Genomic DNA, 15474 nt, shown 5'->3' on the forward strand with positions numbered 1-15474 from the left:
CCCTACTCCGCCGTCTTCTCTTTACCGCCATGGGGCAGTTGGCCCACCGGGCACTCGGCGACACCGACGGTGCTGCGGGTGATTTTTTCGACATTCTCCTGGGCCTTCTGCGCATCCAGCACCCAGGTGCGGTAGAACTCGAACGGGCAGTCCGCCACGCCCTTGTCGCCATCGCCCGAGGCGTGCATGCCGGTGTAGCCCCGGTGCAGTAGCTTGAACAGGTGGTTCTGCGACTGGTCATTGGCCCGCGCATCGCGGATCTGAGACACCGACAGTTGCGCATACTGGATGCCCATCTCCTCCTCGCCGCATTCGCCCAGGGTGCGCCCGTCAAAACCGATGATCGCCGAGTGTCCGAAGTACGAATACACCCCATCGAACCCCGCCGCGTTCGCCACCGCCACATAGCAGTTATTGGCCCAGGCCATGCTCTTGGACATCTGCACCTGCTGCTCCTTGGCCGGGTACATATAGCCCTGGCAACGCACGATCAACTCAGCGCCCTTCATCGCGCAATCGCGCCAGATCTCCGGGTAGTTGCCGTCGTCGCAAATGATCAGGCTGATCTTCATGCCTTTGGGCCCGTCACACACATAGGTACGGTCGCCCGGGTACCAGCCTTCGATGGGACACCAGGGAATGCATTTGCGATAGCGCTGCACGATTTCGCCGAGATGGTTGATCAACACCAGCGTGTTGTACGGCGCCTTGTGCGGGTGCTCTTCGTGGCGCTCACCGGTCAGGGAAAACACGCCCCAGGTGTTCGCCTGGCGACAGGCCGCCGAGAAAATCGCGGTCTCTTCGCCGGGAATGCTTGCGGCGGTGGCCATCATTTCATCATTGTCGTACATGATCCCCATGGTGCTGTACTCGGGGAACACCACCAGGTCCATGCCGGGCAGGCCCTGCTTCATGCCGACAATGATCTCGGCAATCTTCTTCGCGTTGTCGATGACCTCGGCCTTGCTGTGCAGGCGCGGCATCTTGTAGTTCACCACCGCGACACCCACGGTGTCCGGGCTGCTGGAAATGTCGCCATGACGCATAACAACGCTCCTGTTCTAGTGGCTGATCATCCACGGCCGTGGGCCGGTTTTGGTCTTGAGCCCCAAGGGGTTGGCCTTACTCGGCAGCACCTTTTTGCTGGTGCCGCAGCAACTGCAACCGGCCGGGTGCTTGCGGCTTTCCTGGTACTCGCCGACGGTTTGCGGCGCATGGCGGCTGCGTTCGTTGCCCTCGATGGCCTTGCGCTGGTTGCCCGACAGCGTTTGCAACGCGGGCGCGCAAATCAGCAGTTGCCCGCCCGGCCCGTCGCAATACGGGCACTGGCTCGGTTCGTTGCGCTGGGCGATGGGCCGCAACATCGTGAAGGTGCCGCACGCCGCACAGGCGTATTCGTAGGACGGCATGGCTACAGGTCCGGGGCGATGGGCAGGTCGATGCTGCCATCGAGAAACTTGGTCGGCCCGTTGGCGTTGGGGTTGATGTCGAACTCGAAGATTTCCGTGGGCAACCACAAGGTCGCGCAGGCATTCGGGATATCCACCACGCCGCTGATATGCCCTTGTACCGGCGCCGAGCCGAGCAGCGCATAGCCCTGGGCCGGCGAGTAGCCGAACTTGGTCAGGTAGTTGATCGCGTTCAGGCACGCCTGGCGGTAGGCAACGTTGACGTCCAGGTAGTGCTGCTGGCCCTGTTCGTCCACCGAGATGCCTTCGAAGATCAGGTAGTTCTTGTAGTTCGGGGTGATCGGGCTCGGCTTGAACACCGGGTTCTTGATCCCGTACTTGGCCATGCCATCCTTGATCAGCTCGACTTTCATGTGCACCCAGCCGGCCATCTCGATGGCGCCGCAAAAAGTGATTTCGCCGTCGCCCTGGCTGAAGTGCAAGTCACCCACCGACAGCCCGGCACCCTTGACGTAGACCGGGAAAAAGATCTTCGAACCCCGGGACAAATCCTTGATGTCGCAGTTACCACCGTGCTCACGGGGCGGCACGGTACGCGCGCCGGTGGCAGCCGCATCGTCGCGTGCCTGGCCCTGCATCTTGCCCATGTGCGCCGTGGCCGCCAGGGGCGCGTTGGCCAGCGGCGGAACGCGGGTGGGGTTGGTGTCGATCAGTTCCTGCTCACGGCGGTTCCAGTCGGCGAGCATGACCGGGTCGGGCAGGCAGCCGATCAAGCCGGGGTGGATGAGGCCAGCAAAATTCACGCCCGGAATGTGCCGGGAGCTGGTGAACATGCCCTTGAAATCCCAGATGGCTTTTTGGGCGCTGGGGAAGTGATCGGTGAGAAAGCCGCCGCCGTTCTGGCGTGAGAAGAAACCGTTGAACCCCCACTGGGAATCGGCCTTGGCGCCGATGTCGAGCAGGTCCACCACGAGCAAATCACCCGGCTCGGCGCCGTGCACGCCTACGGGGCCCGACAGGTAGTGCACGGTGGACAAATCCACGTCGCGCACGTCGCTGGCGTCGTCGTTGTTCTTGATGGCGCCGGCGGTCCAGTCGTAGGTTTCAAGGATGAAGTCATCGCCCGGCTTGACCCAGCAGGCCATCGGAATATCCGGGTGCCAGCGGTTGTGGATCTGCTCGTTTTCGGTGACAGGCTGGTTGAGGTCGACTTTGATCAGCGTTTCGGTCATGGACAGGCTCCTGGACGGATGGCGGGTGCGTGCAATCCAGTCTCAAGGGGCCAGGGAAAACGGGGAATACGTTGGATGACGTATAAAACCCGAGCGTGGGGTTTTATTCCATCAATTCGCTCAATGTCAGGGTCAGCAATTTCTGATTGGACGCAACGTCGAGGGGTGATTAGATTTCGCGAGACAGATAGCTTTTAGCCATCACCTCTAACTCCTTGAATATCGAGCCTTTCATGAAAAAACCTGTCTCGTTGGCAATGCGTATCGGACTGGGCTTTGCGTCCACCCTGTCGTTGCTGGTGCTGATCACTGCGGTCGGTATCCAGCGAGTGGGGTTTATCGACGGCACCCTCAAGGAGGTCGGTGAAAAAGCCGCCGTGGTGCAGCGCTACGCGATCAACTTCCGGGGCAGCGTGCACAACCGCGCCATCGCCATTCGTGACGCGGTGCTGGTCAAGGATGAGCCAGCGCTCAACCGGCACCTGGCCGAGATCGACCAACTCAAGCGCGACTATCAGGATTCCGCCGTGATGCTCGACCGCCTGTTCGCCAGCGCCGCCCCCAGCGCCGAAGAGGCGCGCCTGCTGGCCGATATCAAGGCCATCGAAACCCAGGCCCTGGCCTCCAGCGAACGGGTGATTGCCCTGCGTCGCGGCAACGACATCGCCGGCGCCCAGGACCTGCTGCTGGCCCAGGCATCGGCGCATTACACCGAGTGGCTCAAGCGCGTGAATGCGCTGATCGACTTCGAAGAAGCCCAGATCAAGCAACGCCTGGACACGGTGCAATCGGCCGCCAGCAACTTTGCCGTGCTGATGGTGCTGGCCAGCGCGATCGCAATCATCCTGAGCGTGCTGGTGTCGCTGCTGATCATCCGCAACATCAAGGCCACCCTCGGTGCCGAGCCGGAGGAAGTGGCCGAAGCGATCCGCCGCCTGGCCCAGGGCGAATTGAACCAGCCCATCGAAACCCGCTACCCCGACAGCGTCATGGGCATCCTGAAAAACGCCCTGGCGCGCCTGGGCGACACCATCACCGAAGTGCGCGCCGCCGCCCAGGCCCTGCGCCATTCCTCGGTGACCCTGTTGTCGGTGGCCAGCGACAACCGCCAGCAGATCACCCTGCAGACCAGCGAAGCCCAGCATGTGGCCGCCGCCATCACGCAGATGGCTGCCTCGGTCAGCGAGGTCTCGGGCTACGCCTCGGCGGCGTCGAAGGCCACCATCCTGGCCGACGCAGAAGTGGACAGCGGCCACCGCCTGGTGGGCGAAGTGACCGTGGCCATCGAAGAGTTGGCGACGATCCTTGAGCAAGCAACCACGCGGGTCAACCAGGTGTCCAGCGACAGCGAAAACATCGAAACCGTGATCGAGGTGATCAACGCCATCGCCGCCCAGACCAACCTGCTGGCCCTCAACGCGGCCATCGAAGCGGCGCGGGCCGGTGAGCATGGGCGTGGTTTTGCGGTGGTGGCCGATGAAGTGCGCTCCCTGGCCACGCGCACCCAGGAGTCCACCCAGGAAATCCGCGACATGATCGGCAAACTGCAAAGCGGCACCCAGGACGCCGCCGACATCATGCAGCGCAGTCGCAACCTGGCCCAGGTCACCGTGGCGCAAACCCGCGACTCTCAGGTGGCATTGGGCAAGATCAGCCAGGAAGTCGGCGCGATCAACGCGATGAACGCGCAAATCGCCAGCGCTTCGGTGCAGCAAAGCGCCGCCGCCGAAGAGGTGGCGCAGAACGTCACGCGTATCCACAGCTCCACCGTGCAATCGGCGGCCGGTTCCGAAGTGGTGGAAAGCTCCAATCAGGAACTGGCCGAGCTGGCGGACCGCTTGAGCACCAAGGTGGCGTTCTTCAACGTGGCTTAAAGCTTGTCGCGCTTCATCTGCATGGTCAGGGTGAAACGGTCTGCCGGGTAGACCGTTTCCGACACGGCAATCACCTCACCGGCGTCATCCCGGTACTGGCGGATGATGTTCAGCCCCAGTGCACCGCCCTGGGCCTTCAGGCTGGCGGCCAGTTCGCTACTCAGCTGCACCGGCCGCACCTGCTGGTCGACCACATCGATGTGCCGCGCAAACGCCTTGCCGATCAACGCCGCGATCAACTCATCGGGGTGTTTGCGCGCTTCGGGGATCACCTCGGCGAAGGTCTGTTCGGCGTACACGTCGGTCCAGCACAACGGCGCATTGCCGTCGCCGGCATCCACCTTGATGCTCGACACGCAGAAGTAGTGCCCACCCGGCTCAAGCCCCAGGCGCCGGGCCAGAGCGATATCGGCGACGAATTCACGCACGCCCTGGATATCACGAATGTGAGTTTCGGCCACTTGCACCAGGTCGGCCACCGACGCCATCGCCTGGGAATAACCGCCCTTGGGTGACGACGCCTCGACCCGCGTGCCCACGCGCTTGCGCCGCGAGACCATGCCCTGCCCCTGCAACTGGTCGATGGCCGCGCGCACCGTGTGACGGCTCACCGCGTACAGCGAACACAGTTCGAACTCCGTCGGCAACAACGACCCCACCGGGTAATGGCCGCTGCCAATCCTGTCGATCAAGTCCTTGGCCACCGCCGCATAACGCCTCTGGCTCACGCTTTCCATTTTTACCCTCGTTGTCGTGTTGACAGTGTATCAGCACAGGCGTAATCATAATGTACGGACATATTAAATATGTATGGTTTAAAAATAACAAATAGGACTTCGCCATGTCGAGTACCGTTTTTGATTCCGCCCTGTTCCGCGACATGTTCGGCACAGCCGAAATGCGTGGCGTGTTCTCCGACAAAGCGCTGATCGAGCGCTACATCGAAGTGGAAGTGGCCCTGGCCCGCGCCGAAGCCCGTTGCGGCGTGATCCCGAGCGAGGCCGCCGAGCAGATCGCCGCGCTGTCACGCTACGAAGCCCTGGACCTGGCGTTGATGCAGCACGAGACCGAGATCGTCGGTTACCCGATCCTGCCGCTGGTAGAGCAACTGTCGAAGATCTGCGGCGAAGCCGGCCGCTATGTGCATTGGGGCGCCACCACCCAGGACATCATGGACACCGCCGTGGTCCTGCAGGTGCGCGCGGCCCTGGCGATTGTCGAGCGTGATATCCAGGCGGTACGCGGCCTGCTCGCCGGCTTGGCCGAGCGTTATCGCGACACGCCCATGGCGGGCCGTACCCACTTGCAGCACGCGCTGCCGATCACTTTCGGCTACAAGTGCGCGGTGTGGCTGAGCATGTTCGACCGCCACGCCGAACGCCTGTTGGAACTGCGCCCACGGGTGGAAATCGGCCAGTTCGCCGGCGCCGCTGGCACCCTCGCCTCCCTGGGCGACAAGGGCCTGAAGGTACAGCAAGCCTTGATGGCCGAACTCGGCCTGGGCGTGCCGCAAGCCACCTGGCACGTGGCCCGCGACGGCCTGGCCGAAACCCTGAACTTCCTCGGCCTGGTCACCGGTTCTCTGGGCAAGATCGCCCTGGACATCATGATGATGATGACCAGCGAGCTGGGCGAGGTGTACGAGCCCTTCGTCAAGGGCCGTGGCGCCAGCAGCACCATGCCGCAGAAGCGCAACCCGATTTCCTGCGAGCTGATGTACGCCGCCGCCAAGGGCGTGCGCCAACACGCAGGGCTGATGCTCGACGCAATGATCCAGGACTTCGAGCGTTCCACCGGCCCGTGGCAGGCGGAGTGGATCGCCATCCCCGAAGCCTTCGCCCTCAGCGCCGCGTCCCTGGGCCAGGCGACCTTCATGCTCGCAGGCCTGGAAGTGCGCCCCGAGCGCATGCGCAAGAACCTCGACATGACCCAGGGCTTGATCGTCGCCGAAGCCGTGATGATGGGCCTCGCCCCGGCCCTCGGCCGTCAGGTGGCCCACGACGTGGTCTATGCCGCCTGCCGCATGGCCAACGACCAGGGCACCAGCCTGCTCGACGCCCTGCTCGCCCAGGGCGAAGCCACCGCGCAACTGGACGTGGCCGAACTGCAACGCTTGACCGACCCGGCCAACTACCTGGGGCTGGCGCCGCAGATGGTGGATATCGCGTTGGCGCGCGAGGGTGCAGTCCCGCGCTGATCCAACACTCAATGCAAATCCAAATGTGGGAGCGGGCTTGCCCGCGATTGCGGTGTATCAGTCACCGGATGCATCAGCTGACAGACCGCTATCGCGGGCAAGCCCGCTCCCACATTAGATCTACGGCGCTACACCGAACCATAACAACAACGAGATCACAGACATGTCATCCACCCCCGCCAAAAAACCGCTCTACAAGGACCTGACCTTCCAGGTCGTTGCCGCCATGTTCCTCGGCATTGCCTTCGGCTTTCTCGCCCCCGAGCTGGCCGCCAGTTTCAAGATCCTCGGCGATATCTTCCTCAAGCTGATCAAGACCGCCGTCGCGCCGCTGGTGTTTTTCACCGTGGTCCACGGCATCGCCTCGGCCGGTGATATCAAGCGCGTCGGCAAAGTCGGTCTGCGCGCACTGATCTATTTTGAAGTGGTGTCGACCATCGCCCTGGCCATCGGCCTGCTGTGGGGCAACCTGCTGCAGATCGGTTCCGGCATGCACGACGCCCACCCGAGCAGCGCTGCCGCTGCCGCAGCGAGTGCCGCCGTTGCCAAGGGCCACGCGCCGGCGTCGACCATGGACTTCATCTACGGCATCTTCCCCGACAACTTCGTCGGCGCGTTTGCCGGTGGCCAACTCCTGCAGGTGCTGGTGATCTCGGTGCTGTTCGGCTTTGCCCTGCTGGCCCTGAAACCCGAGCGCCGTGAAGTCATCGAAGACGGCTTGAACCGCATCTCCGAATGCTTCTTCGAATTCATCAACCTGATCATGAAGTTCGCGCCCCTGGGCGCCTTCGGCTCGGTGGCTTACGCGGTGGGCAGCAATGGCACTGCCGTGCTGATGTCCCTGGCCAACCTGGTGCTGATGTTCTACGTGGGCATTGCCTTCTTCATCTTTGTGGTGCTGGGTGCGGTGTGCCGCTTGAGCGGCTTCAGCCTGTGGCGCTTCCTCACCTACATCAAGGATGAAATCTTCATCGTGCTCGGCACCGCCTCGTCGGAAAGCGCCTTGCCCCGCCTGCTGCAAAAACTCGAGAAGTTCGGCTGCTCCAAGCAGAGCGTCGGCCTGGTGCTGCCCACCGGCTACGCGTTCAACCTCGATGGCACCTCGATCTACATGTCGCTGTGCGTGCTGTTCATCGCCAACGCCTACGGCGTGCCCCTGAGCTGGGAGCAACAGCTGGGCATCATCGCGATCATGCTGGTGACGTCCAAAGGCGCGGCGGCGGTGTCGGGCGGCAGTTTCGTGGTGTTTGCCGCCACCGTCACGGCCATCGGCGTGCTGCCGGCCGAAGGCCTGGCCCTGCTGTTTGGCGTGTACCGCTTCATGTCGATGGCGATTGCCACCTGCAACACCATCGGCAACAGCGTGGCCACCGTGGTGGTGTCCAAATGGTCCGGCGAGTTCTCCCAGCAGACCGCCCAGGATGAATATCAACGCGTGCTCGGCCGAGCGGCTGGCGCGGCACTTTGACGGAGCAGCACGATGCCCACTCTGCGAATCGAACACGATGCGTTTGGCCCGGTGTCCATCCCGGCCGAGCGCTACTGGGGTGCACAGACCCAGCGCGCACTGGAGGTGTTCGGCGCCAAGCAGCCGTTCCCGGCCAGCCTGATCCGCGCCTTTGGCCAGCAAAAACGCGCCTGCGCCCGCGCCAATGCACGGCTCGGCGCACTCGCGCCCGCCCTGGCCGAGGCCATTGAGCTGGCCGCCCAGGACCTGGCCAACGGTCACTTTGACGCGCACTTTCCGCTGTCGATCTGGCAGACCGGCTCCGGTACCCAGACCAACATGAATGCCAACGAGGTGATCGCCAACGGCGCCAACCTGCGGCTCGGCGGCGAGTTGGGGAGCAAGTCGCCGGTGCACCCCAACGACCACGTGAACCGTTCGCAGTCGTCCAACGACAGCTTCCCCACGGTGATGCACCTGACCACCGTGCTGGAGTTGCGCGGTCGGCTGCTGCCTGCGCTCGGTCACCTGCGCAACGAGCTGAACGCCAAGGCCGACGCCTGGCAGGACGTGCTGAAAATCGGCCGCACCCACCTGATGGACGCGGTGCCGATGAGCCAGGGCCAGGCGTTCGGCAGTTTTGCCCAGCAGATCCACCACGGCATCGCGCGCATCGAGGCCTGCATGCCGCGCCTGCGCCTGCTGCCCCAGGGCGGCACGGCAGTGGGCACGGGGCTTAATACTCCCGTAGGCTTTGATGTGGCGTTTTGCGAAGAAATCAGCCAGTTGACCGGCGAGGCATTCCAGACCAACCCGTGCAAATTCGAAGGCATGAGCACCCACGATGCGTTGGTGGAGGTCTCCGGCGCGTTGAATGTGCTGGCGGTGTCGCTGACCAAGATAGCCAACGACATCCGCCTGCTGGGCTCAGGCCCGCGCTGCGGCCTGGGCGAGTTGATCGTGCCGGATGACGGCCTCACCTCCTCGATCATGCCCGGCAAGCGCAACCCGACCATCGCCGAAGTGCTGGTGCAGGCGGCCATGCAGGTGATGGGCAACCACACCACCATCACCCTGGCGGGCGCGTCCAGCACCTTCGAATTGAACGTGGCCAAGCCAGTGCTGATCCACAACCTGCTGCACTCGATCGAGGTGCTCACCGACTGCGTCAGCCTGTTCACCCACAAGCTGCTCAACGGCCTGGAGGTCAACCGCCCGCAACTGGCGCGCAACGTGGAGCACTCGCTGTTAATGGCCACCGTGCTCAACCCGGTGCTGGGTTATGACCGGGTGGCGCAGATCACCCGCAAGGCCGCAGACGAAGGCTTGTCGCCCAAGGAAGCGGCGGTGCAACTGGGCTTCATGACCGCCGAGGAATACGCGCAACGCGTGCAGCCGGCCGCCATGATCCGCCCTACCCCATAGCCCCCGGCACCTGGAACCCACCGACCACCTCCGCAAGGTATTCGGCAAACTTGATCGTGGTGCGATCGGCAAACGGCGCACCGATGATCTGCACGCCTACCGGCAACCCCTGGCGTGTCAGGCCAATGGGCGCGCTGGTGGCCGGCAGGCCCATCAGGGTGGCCGGCGCAATCCACTTGTACAGGTCGGCGTAGTGACGCTTCTGGCCGTCAACCTGCAGGGTGCGCAGGCTGATGACCCTGGAGTGGTCATGGGCAAACGCCGTGGTGAAGGTGGGCGGCGCCAGGATCACGTCGACGTCATCGAAGGTCTTGAGGAAAGCTTCACGCAGGCGCAAGCCCGCCTCATGGGCCTTGAGCCAATCGGCATGGCCCATGGCGCTGCCCTGGTAGAACTTGTCGGCATGCTGCGGCGTGTCCATCACCCGGCCCAGTGCCCGCAACATCGGAGCCACCAACCCCATGAAACACCGCTTGGACGCTGGCAACGACACACCCAGCTCAGCGCCCAGTTGCAACAGGTAGGCGGCAAACAAGCGCTCCAGCGACGCCCCTTTGGGCGCGCCCTGCACCACCTCCACACCCGCCGCTTCCAGGCTCAGGCGCAATTGGCGGTAGGCCTCGGTCATGCCCGGGTCGAGGGGGCAATCAACGTCGTCGGTCCACAGCAACACACGAAAGGTCTTCAGAGACGTAGGGCGCGGCGCTGGCAGCTGTAACTGCCAACCGGGTTGCCCGGCCGGTGGTGCGGCGGCGATCACGTCCAGCATCAACTGCAGGTCGGCGGCACTGCGCGCCAAGGGCCCGACCACGTTCAACGCCCCCTCTGCCAGGTCACCCGGTGCTCCGGGGATATGCCCGCGCTGGGACACGATGCCGTGGGTGGGTTTGTGCCCATACACGCCGGTAAAGTGCGACGGGATGCGGATCGAGCCGCCAATGTCGCTGCCCAGCTCCAACGCGGTGAAGCCCGCCGCCAACGCAACCGCAGCGCCCCCTGAAGAACCGCCGGGTGTCAGCGCCAGGTTCCAGGGGTTGTGGGTGGTGCCGAACAGGCTGTTGTAAGTCTGGATATCCCCGGCCATGGTCGGCACGTTGGTCTTGCCGAACACAATGGCACCGGCATCTTCCAGGCGCTTGACCGCCACCGCCGACTGCGCCGGCCGATGCTCGCGCAACGCGGCGGCACCTGCGGTGCACGGCATACCGAGCACTTCAAAGGTGTCCTTGATAGTGATCGGCAAACCATGCAGAGGCCCCAGCGGCAGGCCATTGCGCACTGCCGTGTCAGCCAGGTCGGCCTTGAGGCGCGCCTGCGCGAGGTCCAGGGTGACCACACTGTTGAGCGCCGGGTTGAGCATCTCCAGGCGCGCCAGGTAGCTGTCGAGCAAGGCGCGACTGCTTTGGCGGCCGGCCGCGATGTCGGCGAGCAGCTCGGTGGCGCTGCGGTAAGGGGTGTCGGTGCTCATGGGCGGCGGGCTCGGTGGTTGTTCAGGTCTACCGGTAAACACCTGAGCCCGCCCGGATATTCCATAGACGCCGATACGGTATGCGCCTGCCCGTTCAGGAAAGCGTTCGCCGGCCCCTCACCGCACCGGTGGCGCGTACTGGATACCGCCGTTGTTCCACAGGTTGTTCAAGCCCCGGTCGATGGCCAGCGGCGTCCCTGGCCCGAACGCACGGTTGAACACCTCGCCATAGTTGCCCACCTGCTTGACCACCTGCACCACCCAGTCCCGGGGCAGTTTCAGGTCCTTGCCGTACTCGCCATCGGCGCCGAGCAAGCGCGCCACGTCCGGGTTCCGGGTGGTCTTGGCTTGGGCCTCGACATTGGCCGATGTCACCCCGGCCTCTTCCGCGTTGAGCATCGCAAACAGCGTCCAGCGCACAATGCTGAACCACTCATCATCGCCACGACGCACTGACGGTCCCAACGGTTCCTTGGAAATCGTCTCGGGCAGGATCAAAAAGTCGGACGGCGTGGTCATCTGGCTGCGCTGGGCATTGAGTTGCGACTTGTCCGCAGTGATCACGTCACAACGCCCGGCCTGCAAGGCCTTGGCGGTTTCTTCGGAGGTGTCGAAGGTGATCGGCGTGTACTTGAGCCCGTGGCTGCGGAAGAAGTCCGAGGTGTTCAGTTCGGTGGTGGTGCCGGCCTGAATGCAGATCGACGCGCCATCCAGTTCAGTGGCACTGCTCACCCCCAGCTTCTTGTTGACCATGAAACCGGCACCGTCGTAGTAGGTGACGCCGGTGAAGACCAGGCCCATACCGGCGTCACGGGAGCTGGTCCAGGTGGTGCTGCGCGACAGGATATCGATCTCGCCAGACTGCAACGCGGCCAGGCGCTCCTTGCCATTGGTGGGGGTGAACCGCACCTTGCCCGCATCGCCGAACACCGCAGCGGCCACCGCGTGGCAGACGTCCACGTCGATGCCCTGTTGCTTTCCATTCTTGTCGGGCACTGAGAACCCCGGGATGCCGTCGGACACCCCGCATTGGATAAAGCCTTTCTTGTGAATCGCATCCAGGGTGGCTCCGGCATGTACCAGGCCACTGGCACCCAGGACGGCGCCCGCAATCATCAAACGCGTGAAGGTTTTCATTGCCCATCTCCGTGGTTATCTGCTTGGGAAAACGCGTGTTCAAGGTCGGCGATCAGGTCGTCGACGTGCTCCAGGCCGATGTTGAAACGCACCAGCCGATCGCCGTACTGGCGCACATCGCGGTTAAGGTTGAAATGCGGCGCCACCAGGCTGGTCACGCCGCCCCAGCTGTAGCCGAGGTGAAACAGGTTGAGGCGGTCGATGAAGTCCAGCAGCGCCTCGCCCGCCAGCGTCGGGCGGAACACCACCGAAAACACGCTGGTGGAACCGGTGAAGTCGCGCAGCCACAACGCGTGACCCGGGCAATCGGGAAATGCCGGGTGCAATACCCTTTCCACTTCGGGGCGGGTCTTGAGCCATTGCGCCACTTGCAAGGTGCTGGTCTGCAAATGAGCCAAGCGCACCCAAAGGGTCTGCAGGCCGCGCAAGGCCAGGCTGCAATCGTCGGGCGAGACCGCCATGCCCAGCAGCGAACGCGCCTGGCCAAGGGCCTGGTAATACACTTCGCTGCGGGTCGACACCGAGCCCAACAGCAGGTCGCTGTGGCCGCCGATGTACTTGGTGAGGGCTTGGATCGACACGTCCACACCGTGGGCATAGGCGTCGAAATACACCCCGCTGGCGTAGGTGTTGTCCAGCGCCAGCACCACGCCCGCCGCCCGCGCCACTTCAGCAATAGCGGGCACGTCCTGGATTTCCATGGTGGCCGAGCCCGGGCTCTCACACCAGATCAGGGTGGTGTTGGGGCGGATCAACGTAGCGATCTCGGCGCCGATCATCGGGTCGTAGGTCTGCACCGCGATGCCCAGCCTGGCCAGCAGGTCACGGGCCAGGTCGTTGTTGGGGCCGTAGGCGCTCTGCGGCACCAGCACATGGTCACCCGCACCGCAGAAAGCGAAGTACACCAGGGCAATCGCTGCCTGGCCGCCCGGAGTGATGAAGCAATGCTCGGCGCCCTCCAGTTGGGCAACGCGCGCGGCCAGCTCCAGGCTGGTGGGCGTACCGTGTAGGCCGTAGGCATAGGGCACGCGCTCGGGGCACCAGTCGTCGCGCACTTCGCGGGCACTGCCAAACAGGGTGGTGGAGCCGCGATGGGTGGCCGTGGCCAACGAGCGAAAACCGCCGGGTGCGCGGGGCGTGGGGTCGAGCAAGGTGGTTTGGATATGGCGAGGCATGACAGGGGTTCCACTTCCAGATGATGGAAAAAATCATAGGGAGTGGCACCACTGCGGCGATTGAACGTTCTTGCGCTTTACGAAAATAAACTCAGCGCCAGCGACCCGGCGTCACGCCAAAGCTTTTCTTGAAATGCCGGGTGAAATGGCTGAGGTCGGCAAAGCCGCTGGCACTGGCTACATCGGTGGCGGGCACGCCGTCGCGCAATAGGTGCAGGGCCAGGTTCAGGCGATATTGATTGCGCCAGGCATGGGGTGCCAGACCGGTTTCGCGGCTGAACAGGCGCGCCGCGTGAAACGTCGATAAGCCCACCTCCCCGGCCAGTTCGCTCAAGGTCAGGGGCTCGGCCAGGTCGCTCATCAAGCGCGCCTTGAGGGTCTCGACACGCGCCGCATCGCGCAGCAAATGCGCCACCGGCGGGCGCTGCCCGGCATGGCGGATCAACAGGGTGGACACCGCATCGAGCAACGCGTGCTCGGCACCAAGGGCGTCGTCCGGCTGCTGCAGGGCGTGGTGGGCCCGCAGCATTTTGCGGGTCAGGTCGGGGTCGCGCAGGATGTCGTCACGAAACCACGGCAGGTCGCACGGGCGGTCGCACAGGTCATTCATCACCTGTTGCACGAAGTTGATCGGCAGGTAGAACACCCGGTATTGCCAGCCACCGTCCATGGCCGGCGAACCGGTGTGCACCTCACCCGGATTGAGCACCGGCACGCAGCCCGCATCGGCCACGTGACGGCTGCCACGGTAGTCGTAACGCTGGGCACCGGCTTCGATCACCGACACGGTGTAGGTGTCGTGCCAGTGCGCCGCGAAACGCTGTCGATGGTAGGTGGCACTCAGCAGGTCGGCGTCCGGCAGGATCGGCGAACGCCAGTACCTCACGGAATCGGCGGTGGTCATCGGGCAGCCCTCCTCTGAGCGAATACCGAGCACCGCCGCCACCGATCAGGCTTTGCCGAACGGTGCGAGCGCCCTGGCGATGGTGCCGGCCAGGCCGCGACCACTGAGGTGGCCCGGATCCATGTCGGGGTTGTAGATGGTGAATTGAATGCCAATGGCCTGTGGCGACTGCATGGCCGTGCGCAGCGTCGTGGCCAGGTCGTCCCAGGAGAAACCGTCCGGCTGCGGGTGGTCACAGGCCCACATGATGCCCTGGTCCAGCACGTCGACGTCGACGTGAATCCAGAAACCTTCCGGGCCGTCGACACGGGTCAGGTGGGCCACCGCTTCTTCAGCAGCAGTTTGCGTGCCGAGTATGCGCACTTCGTTGCGGTTGAACGCCAGCAGGTCTTCGGGGATCGGCTGGCAACGGTTGCGCGCCTGGATCGCACCGTCGCGGTAGCCGAACAGCACCACATCGTCGTCACGCAACAGCGGACGGCGGCCTTCGATGTCGGCCACCACCGCCGGGCCACGGCCGGTGGCATAGCCCAGGTCGCTGGCCGACGCGGCGCCGGAGATCGGGTTCTTTTCGGCCTCATAGAAGTCTGCATGGCCGTCCAGGTAAAACAGCCCGAAGCGCCCACGGCGGCGCAGCGACAACAAGGTGCCCAGCAGGATCGAGCAATCGCCGCCGATCACCACCGGGAACTCGCCCTTGTCCAGCACCTCCCCTACTTTATTCGCCAGGGTGATGGAGTATTCGTTGATGGCGTGGGGGTTCATGATCTGGGTTTCCGGATCGCGCTCCTCGCGCCACGGCGGCGACTCCACGCGGCCGGCGTGGCGCGCCCCCAGCCGCTCGGCCAGGCCGGCCTTGAGCAGCACATCCGGCATGCGGGCCACGCCCAAGTGAGTGGGGATATGCCCGAGCACGGACGGGGCTTCAATGATTGCGAAGTTACGCATGGAACATCCTCTCTGGTGTGTTCAACGGCATGGCGGCTGGTTTTTATCGATGTGCCGCTACACCGGGACCTTCGCAGGGAGTGCGCCAGTGTTGGTTTTAAACGTGGATATTGATTTTTTAAACCGCCCTTTCGGTCATTTATCAACGGTTATATGACCGAATCACTTTTACTCTAAAACACCGCTACGGGCGTTAGTGACGCCGCAACTTAGTCATAGTGGGTACACAACTAAGCGGACGCCTCACTTGAGTGCACT

13 protein-coding genes are annotated in these 15474 nt (G+C 63.8%); 4 read left to right on the forward strand and 9 right to left on the reverse strand.

Going from position 1 to position 15474, the window contains the following annotated elements:
* Positions 1-2: 2 nt before the first annotated feature.
* The 3 genes from AC07OV_RS15995 to fmdA are packed head-to-tail and all read right to left on the reverse strand — an operon-like array spanning position 3 to position 2641.
* Positions 3-1046: an aliphatic amidase gene (locus AC07OV_RS15995; RefSeq protein ID WP_495092553.1), complete on the reverse strand. Its 1044-nt coding sequence runs from the start codon at positions 1044-1046 to the stop codon at positions 3-5.
* A gap of 15 nt (positions 1047-1061) precedes the next feature.
* The gene (locus AC07OV_RS16000; RefSeq protein ID WP_495092554.1) at positions 1062-1409 is read right to left on the reverse strand and encodes an FmdB family zinc ribbon protein; all 348 of its coding nucleotides are present in this window, start codon (positions 1407-1409) and stop codon (positions 1062-1064) included.
* 2 nt (positions 1410-1411) lie between these two features.
* Positions 1412-2641, reverse strand: a complete 1230-nt coding sequence (fmdA, locus tag AC07OV_RS16005) for a formamidase (protein WP_494997937.1) — start codon at positions 2639-2641, stop codon at positions 1412-1414.
* 233 nt (positions 2642-2874) lie between these two features.
* Between fmdA and AC07OV_RS16010 the strand changes: the two genes are divergently transcribed.
* Complete coding sequence (locus tag AC07OV_RS16010; RefSeq protein ID WP_494997936.1) at positions 2875-4515, forward strand: methyl-accepting chemotaxis protein; 1641 nt, start codon at positions 2875-2877, stop codon at positions 4513-4515.
* Here the strand turns inward: AC07OV_RS16010 and AC07OV_RS16015 are convergent.
* Positions 4512-5243: a GntR family transcriptional regulator gene (locus AC07OV_RS16015; RefSeq protein ID WP_495092589.1), complete on the reverse strand. Its 732-nt coding sequence runs from the start codon at positions 5241-5243 to the stop codon at positions 4512-4514. The genes AC07OV_RS16010 and AC07OV_RS16015 overlap by 4 nt on opposite strands.
* Before the next feature lie 113 nt (positions 5244-5356).
* Between AC07OV_RS16015 and AC07OV_RS16020 the strand changes: the two genes are divergently transcribed.
* The 3 genes from AC07OV_RS16020 to AC07OV_RS16030 all read left to right on the forward strand — a co-directional run bounded on the left by AC07OV_RS16020 (position 5357) and on the right by AC07OV_RS16030 (position 9584).
* The gene (locus tag AC07OV_RS16020; protein WP_495092555.1) at positions 5357-6712 is read left to right on the forward strand and encodes a class-II fumarase/aspartase family protein; all 1356 of its coding nucleotides are present in this window, start codon (positions 5357-5359) and stop codon (positions 6710-6712) included.
* 163 nt (positions 6713-6875) lie between these two features.
* The gene (locus AC07OV_RS16025; RefSeq protein ID WP_033897419.1) at positions 6876-8180 is read left to right on the forward strand and encodes a cation:dicarboxylate symporter family transporter; all 1305 of its coding nucleotides are present in this window, start codon (positions 6876-6878) and stop codon (positions 8178-8180) included.
* 12 nt (positions 8181-8192) lie between these two features.
* Entirely contained in the window at positions 8193-9584 is a 1392-nt protein-coding gene (locus AC07OV_RS16030) for a class II fumarate hydratase (RefSeq protein WP_495092556.1), read from the forward strand.
* On the opposite strand, the gene AC07OV_RS16035 is transcribed toward AC07OV_RS16030, so the two are convergent.
* From AC07OV_RS16035 to AC07OV_RS16055, 5 genes are all read right to left on the reverse strand, one after another.
* Complete coding sequence (locus AC07OV_RS16035) at positions 9574-11052, reverse strand: amidase family protein (protein WP_494997932.1); 1479 nt, start codon at positions 11050-11052, stop codon at positions 9574-9576. The genes AC07OV_RS16030 and AC07OV_RS16035 overlap by 11 nt on opposite strands.
* Positions 11053-11169: 117 nt before the next feature.
* On the reverse strand, positions 11170-12189 hold the full coding sequence (locus AC07OV_RS16040; RefSeq protein ID WP_495092557.1) for an amino acid ABC transporter substrate-binding protein: 1020 nt from the start codon (positions 12187-12189) through the stop codon (positions 11170-11172).
* Entirely contained in the window at positions 12186-13364 is a 1179-nt protein-coding gene (locus AC07OV_RS16045) for a cystathionine beta-lyase (protein WP_495092558.1), read from the reverse strand. The genes AC07OV_RS16040 and AC07OV_RS16045 overlap by 4 nt, the downstream gene beginning before the upstream one ends.
* A gap of 91 nt (positions 13365-13455) precedes the next feature.
* The gene (locus AC07OV_RS16050; protein WP_494997929.1) at positions 13456-14268 is read right to left on the reverse strand and encodes an AraC family transcriptional regulator; all 813 of its coding nucleotides are present in this window, start codon (positions 14266-14268) and stop codon (positions 13456-13458) included.
* 45 nt (positions 14269-14313) lie between these two features.
* On the reverse strand, positions 14314-15216 hold the full coding sequence (locus AC07OV_RS16055; RefSeq protein WP_176996530.1) for an arginase family protein: 903 nt from the start codon (positions 15214-15216) through the stop codon (positions 14314-14316).
* Positions 15217-15474: the final 258 nt, after the last annotated feature.

Source organism: Pseudomonas sp. GW821-FHT09A09 (genome assembly GCF_059418405.1).

Bases quoted from the DNA above. Each gene is read 5' to 3' on its own strand.
- AC07OV_RS15995 (WP_495092553.1), bottom strand. From the start codon at position 1,046: ATGCGTCATGGCGACATTTCCAGCAGCCCGGACACCGTGGGTGTCGCG.
- AC07OV_RS16000 (WP_495092554.1), bottom strand. From the start codon at position 1,409: ATGCCGTCCTACGAATACGCCTGTGCGGCGTGCGGCACCTTCACGATG.
- fmdA (WP_494997937.1), bottom strand. From the start codon at position 2,641: ATGACCGAAACGCTGATCAAAGTCGACCTCAACCAGCCTGTCACCGAA.
- AC07OV_RS16010 (WP_494997936.1), top strand. From the start codon at position 2,875: ATGAAAAAACCTGTCTCGTTGGCAATGCGTATCGGACTGGGCTTTGCG.
- AC07OV_RS16020 (WP_495092555.1), top strand. From the start codon at position 5,357: ATGTCGAGTACCGTTTTTGATTCCGCCCTGTTCCGCGACATGTTCGGC.
- AC07OV_RS16025 (WP_033897419.1), top strand. From the start codon at position 6,876: ATGTCATCCACCCCCGCCAAAAAACCGCTCTACAAGGACCTGACCTTC.
- AC07OV_RS16030 (WP_495092556.1), top strand. From the start codon at position 8,193: ATGCCCACTCTGCGAATCGAACACGATGCGTTTGGCCCGGTGTCCATC.
- AC07OV_RS16035 (WP_494997932.1), bottom strand. From the start codon at position 11,052: ATGAGCACCGACACCCCTTACCGCAGCGCCACCGAGCTGCTCGCCGAC.
- AC07OV_RS16040 (WP_495092557.1), bottom strand. From the start codon at position 12,189: ATGAAAACCTTCACGCGTTTGATGATTGCGGGCGCCGTCCTGGGTGCC.
- AC07OV_RS16045 (WP_495092558.1), bottom strand. From the start codon at position 13,364: ATGCCTCGCCATATCCAAACCACCTTGCTCGACCCCACGCCCCGCGCA.
- AC07OV_RS16050 (WP_494997929.1), bottom strand. From the start codon at position 14,268: ATGACCACCGCCGATTCCGTGAGGTACTGGCGTTCGCCGATCCTGCCG.
- AC07OV_RS16055 (WP_176996530.1), bottom strand. From the start codon at position 15,216: ATGCGTAACTTCGCAATCATTGAAGCCCCGTCCGTGCTCGGGCATATC.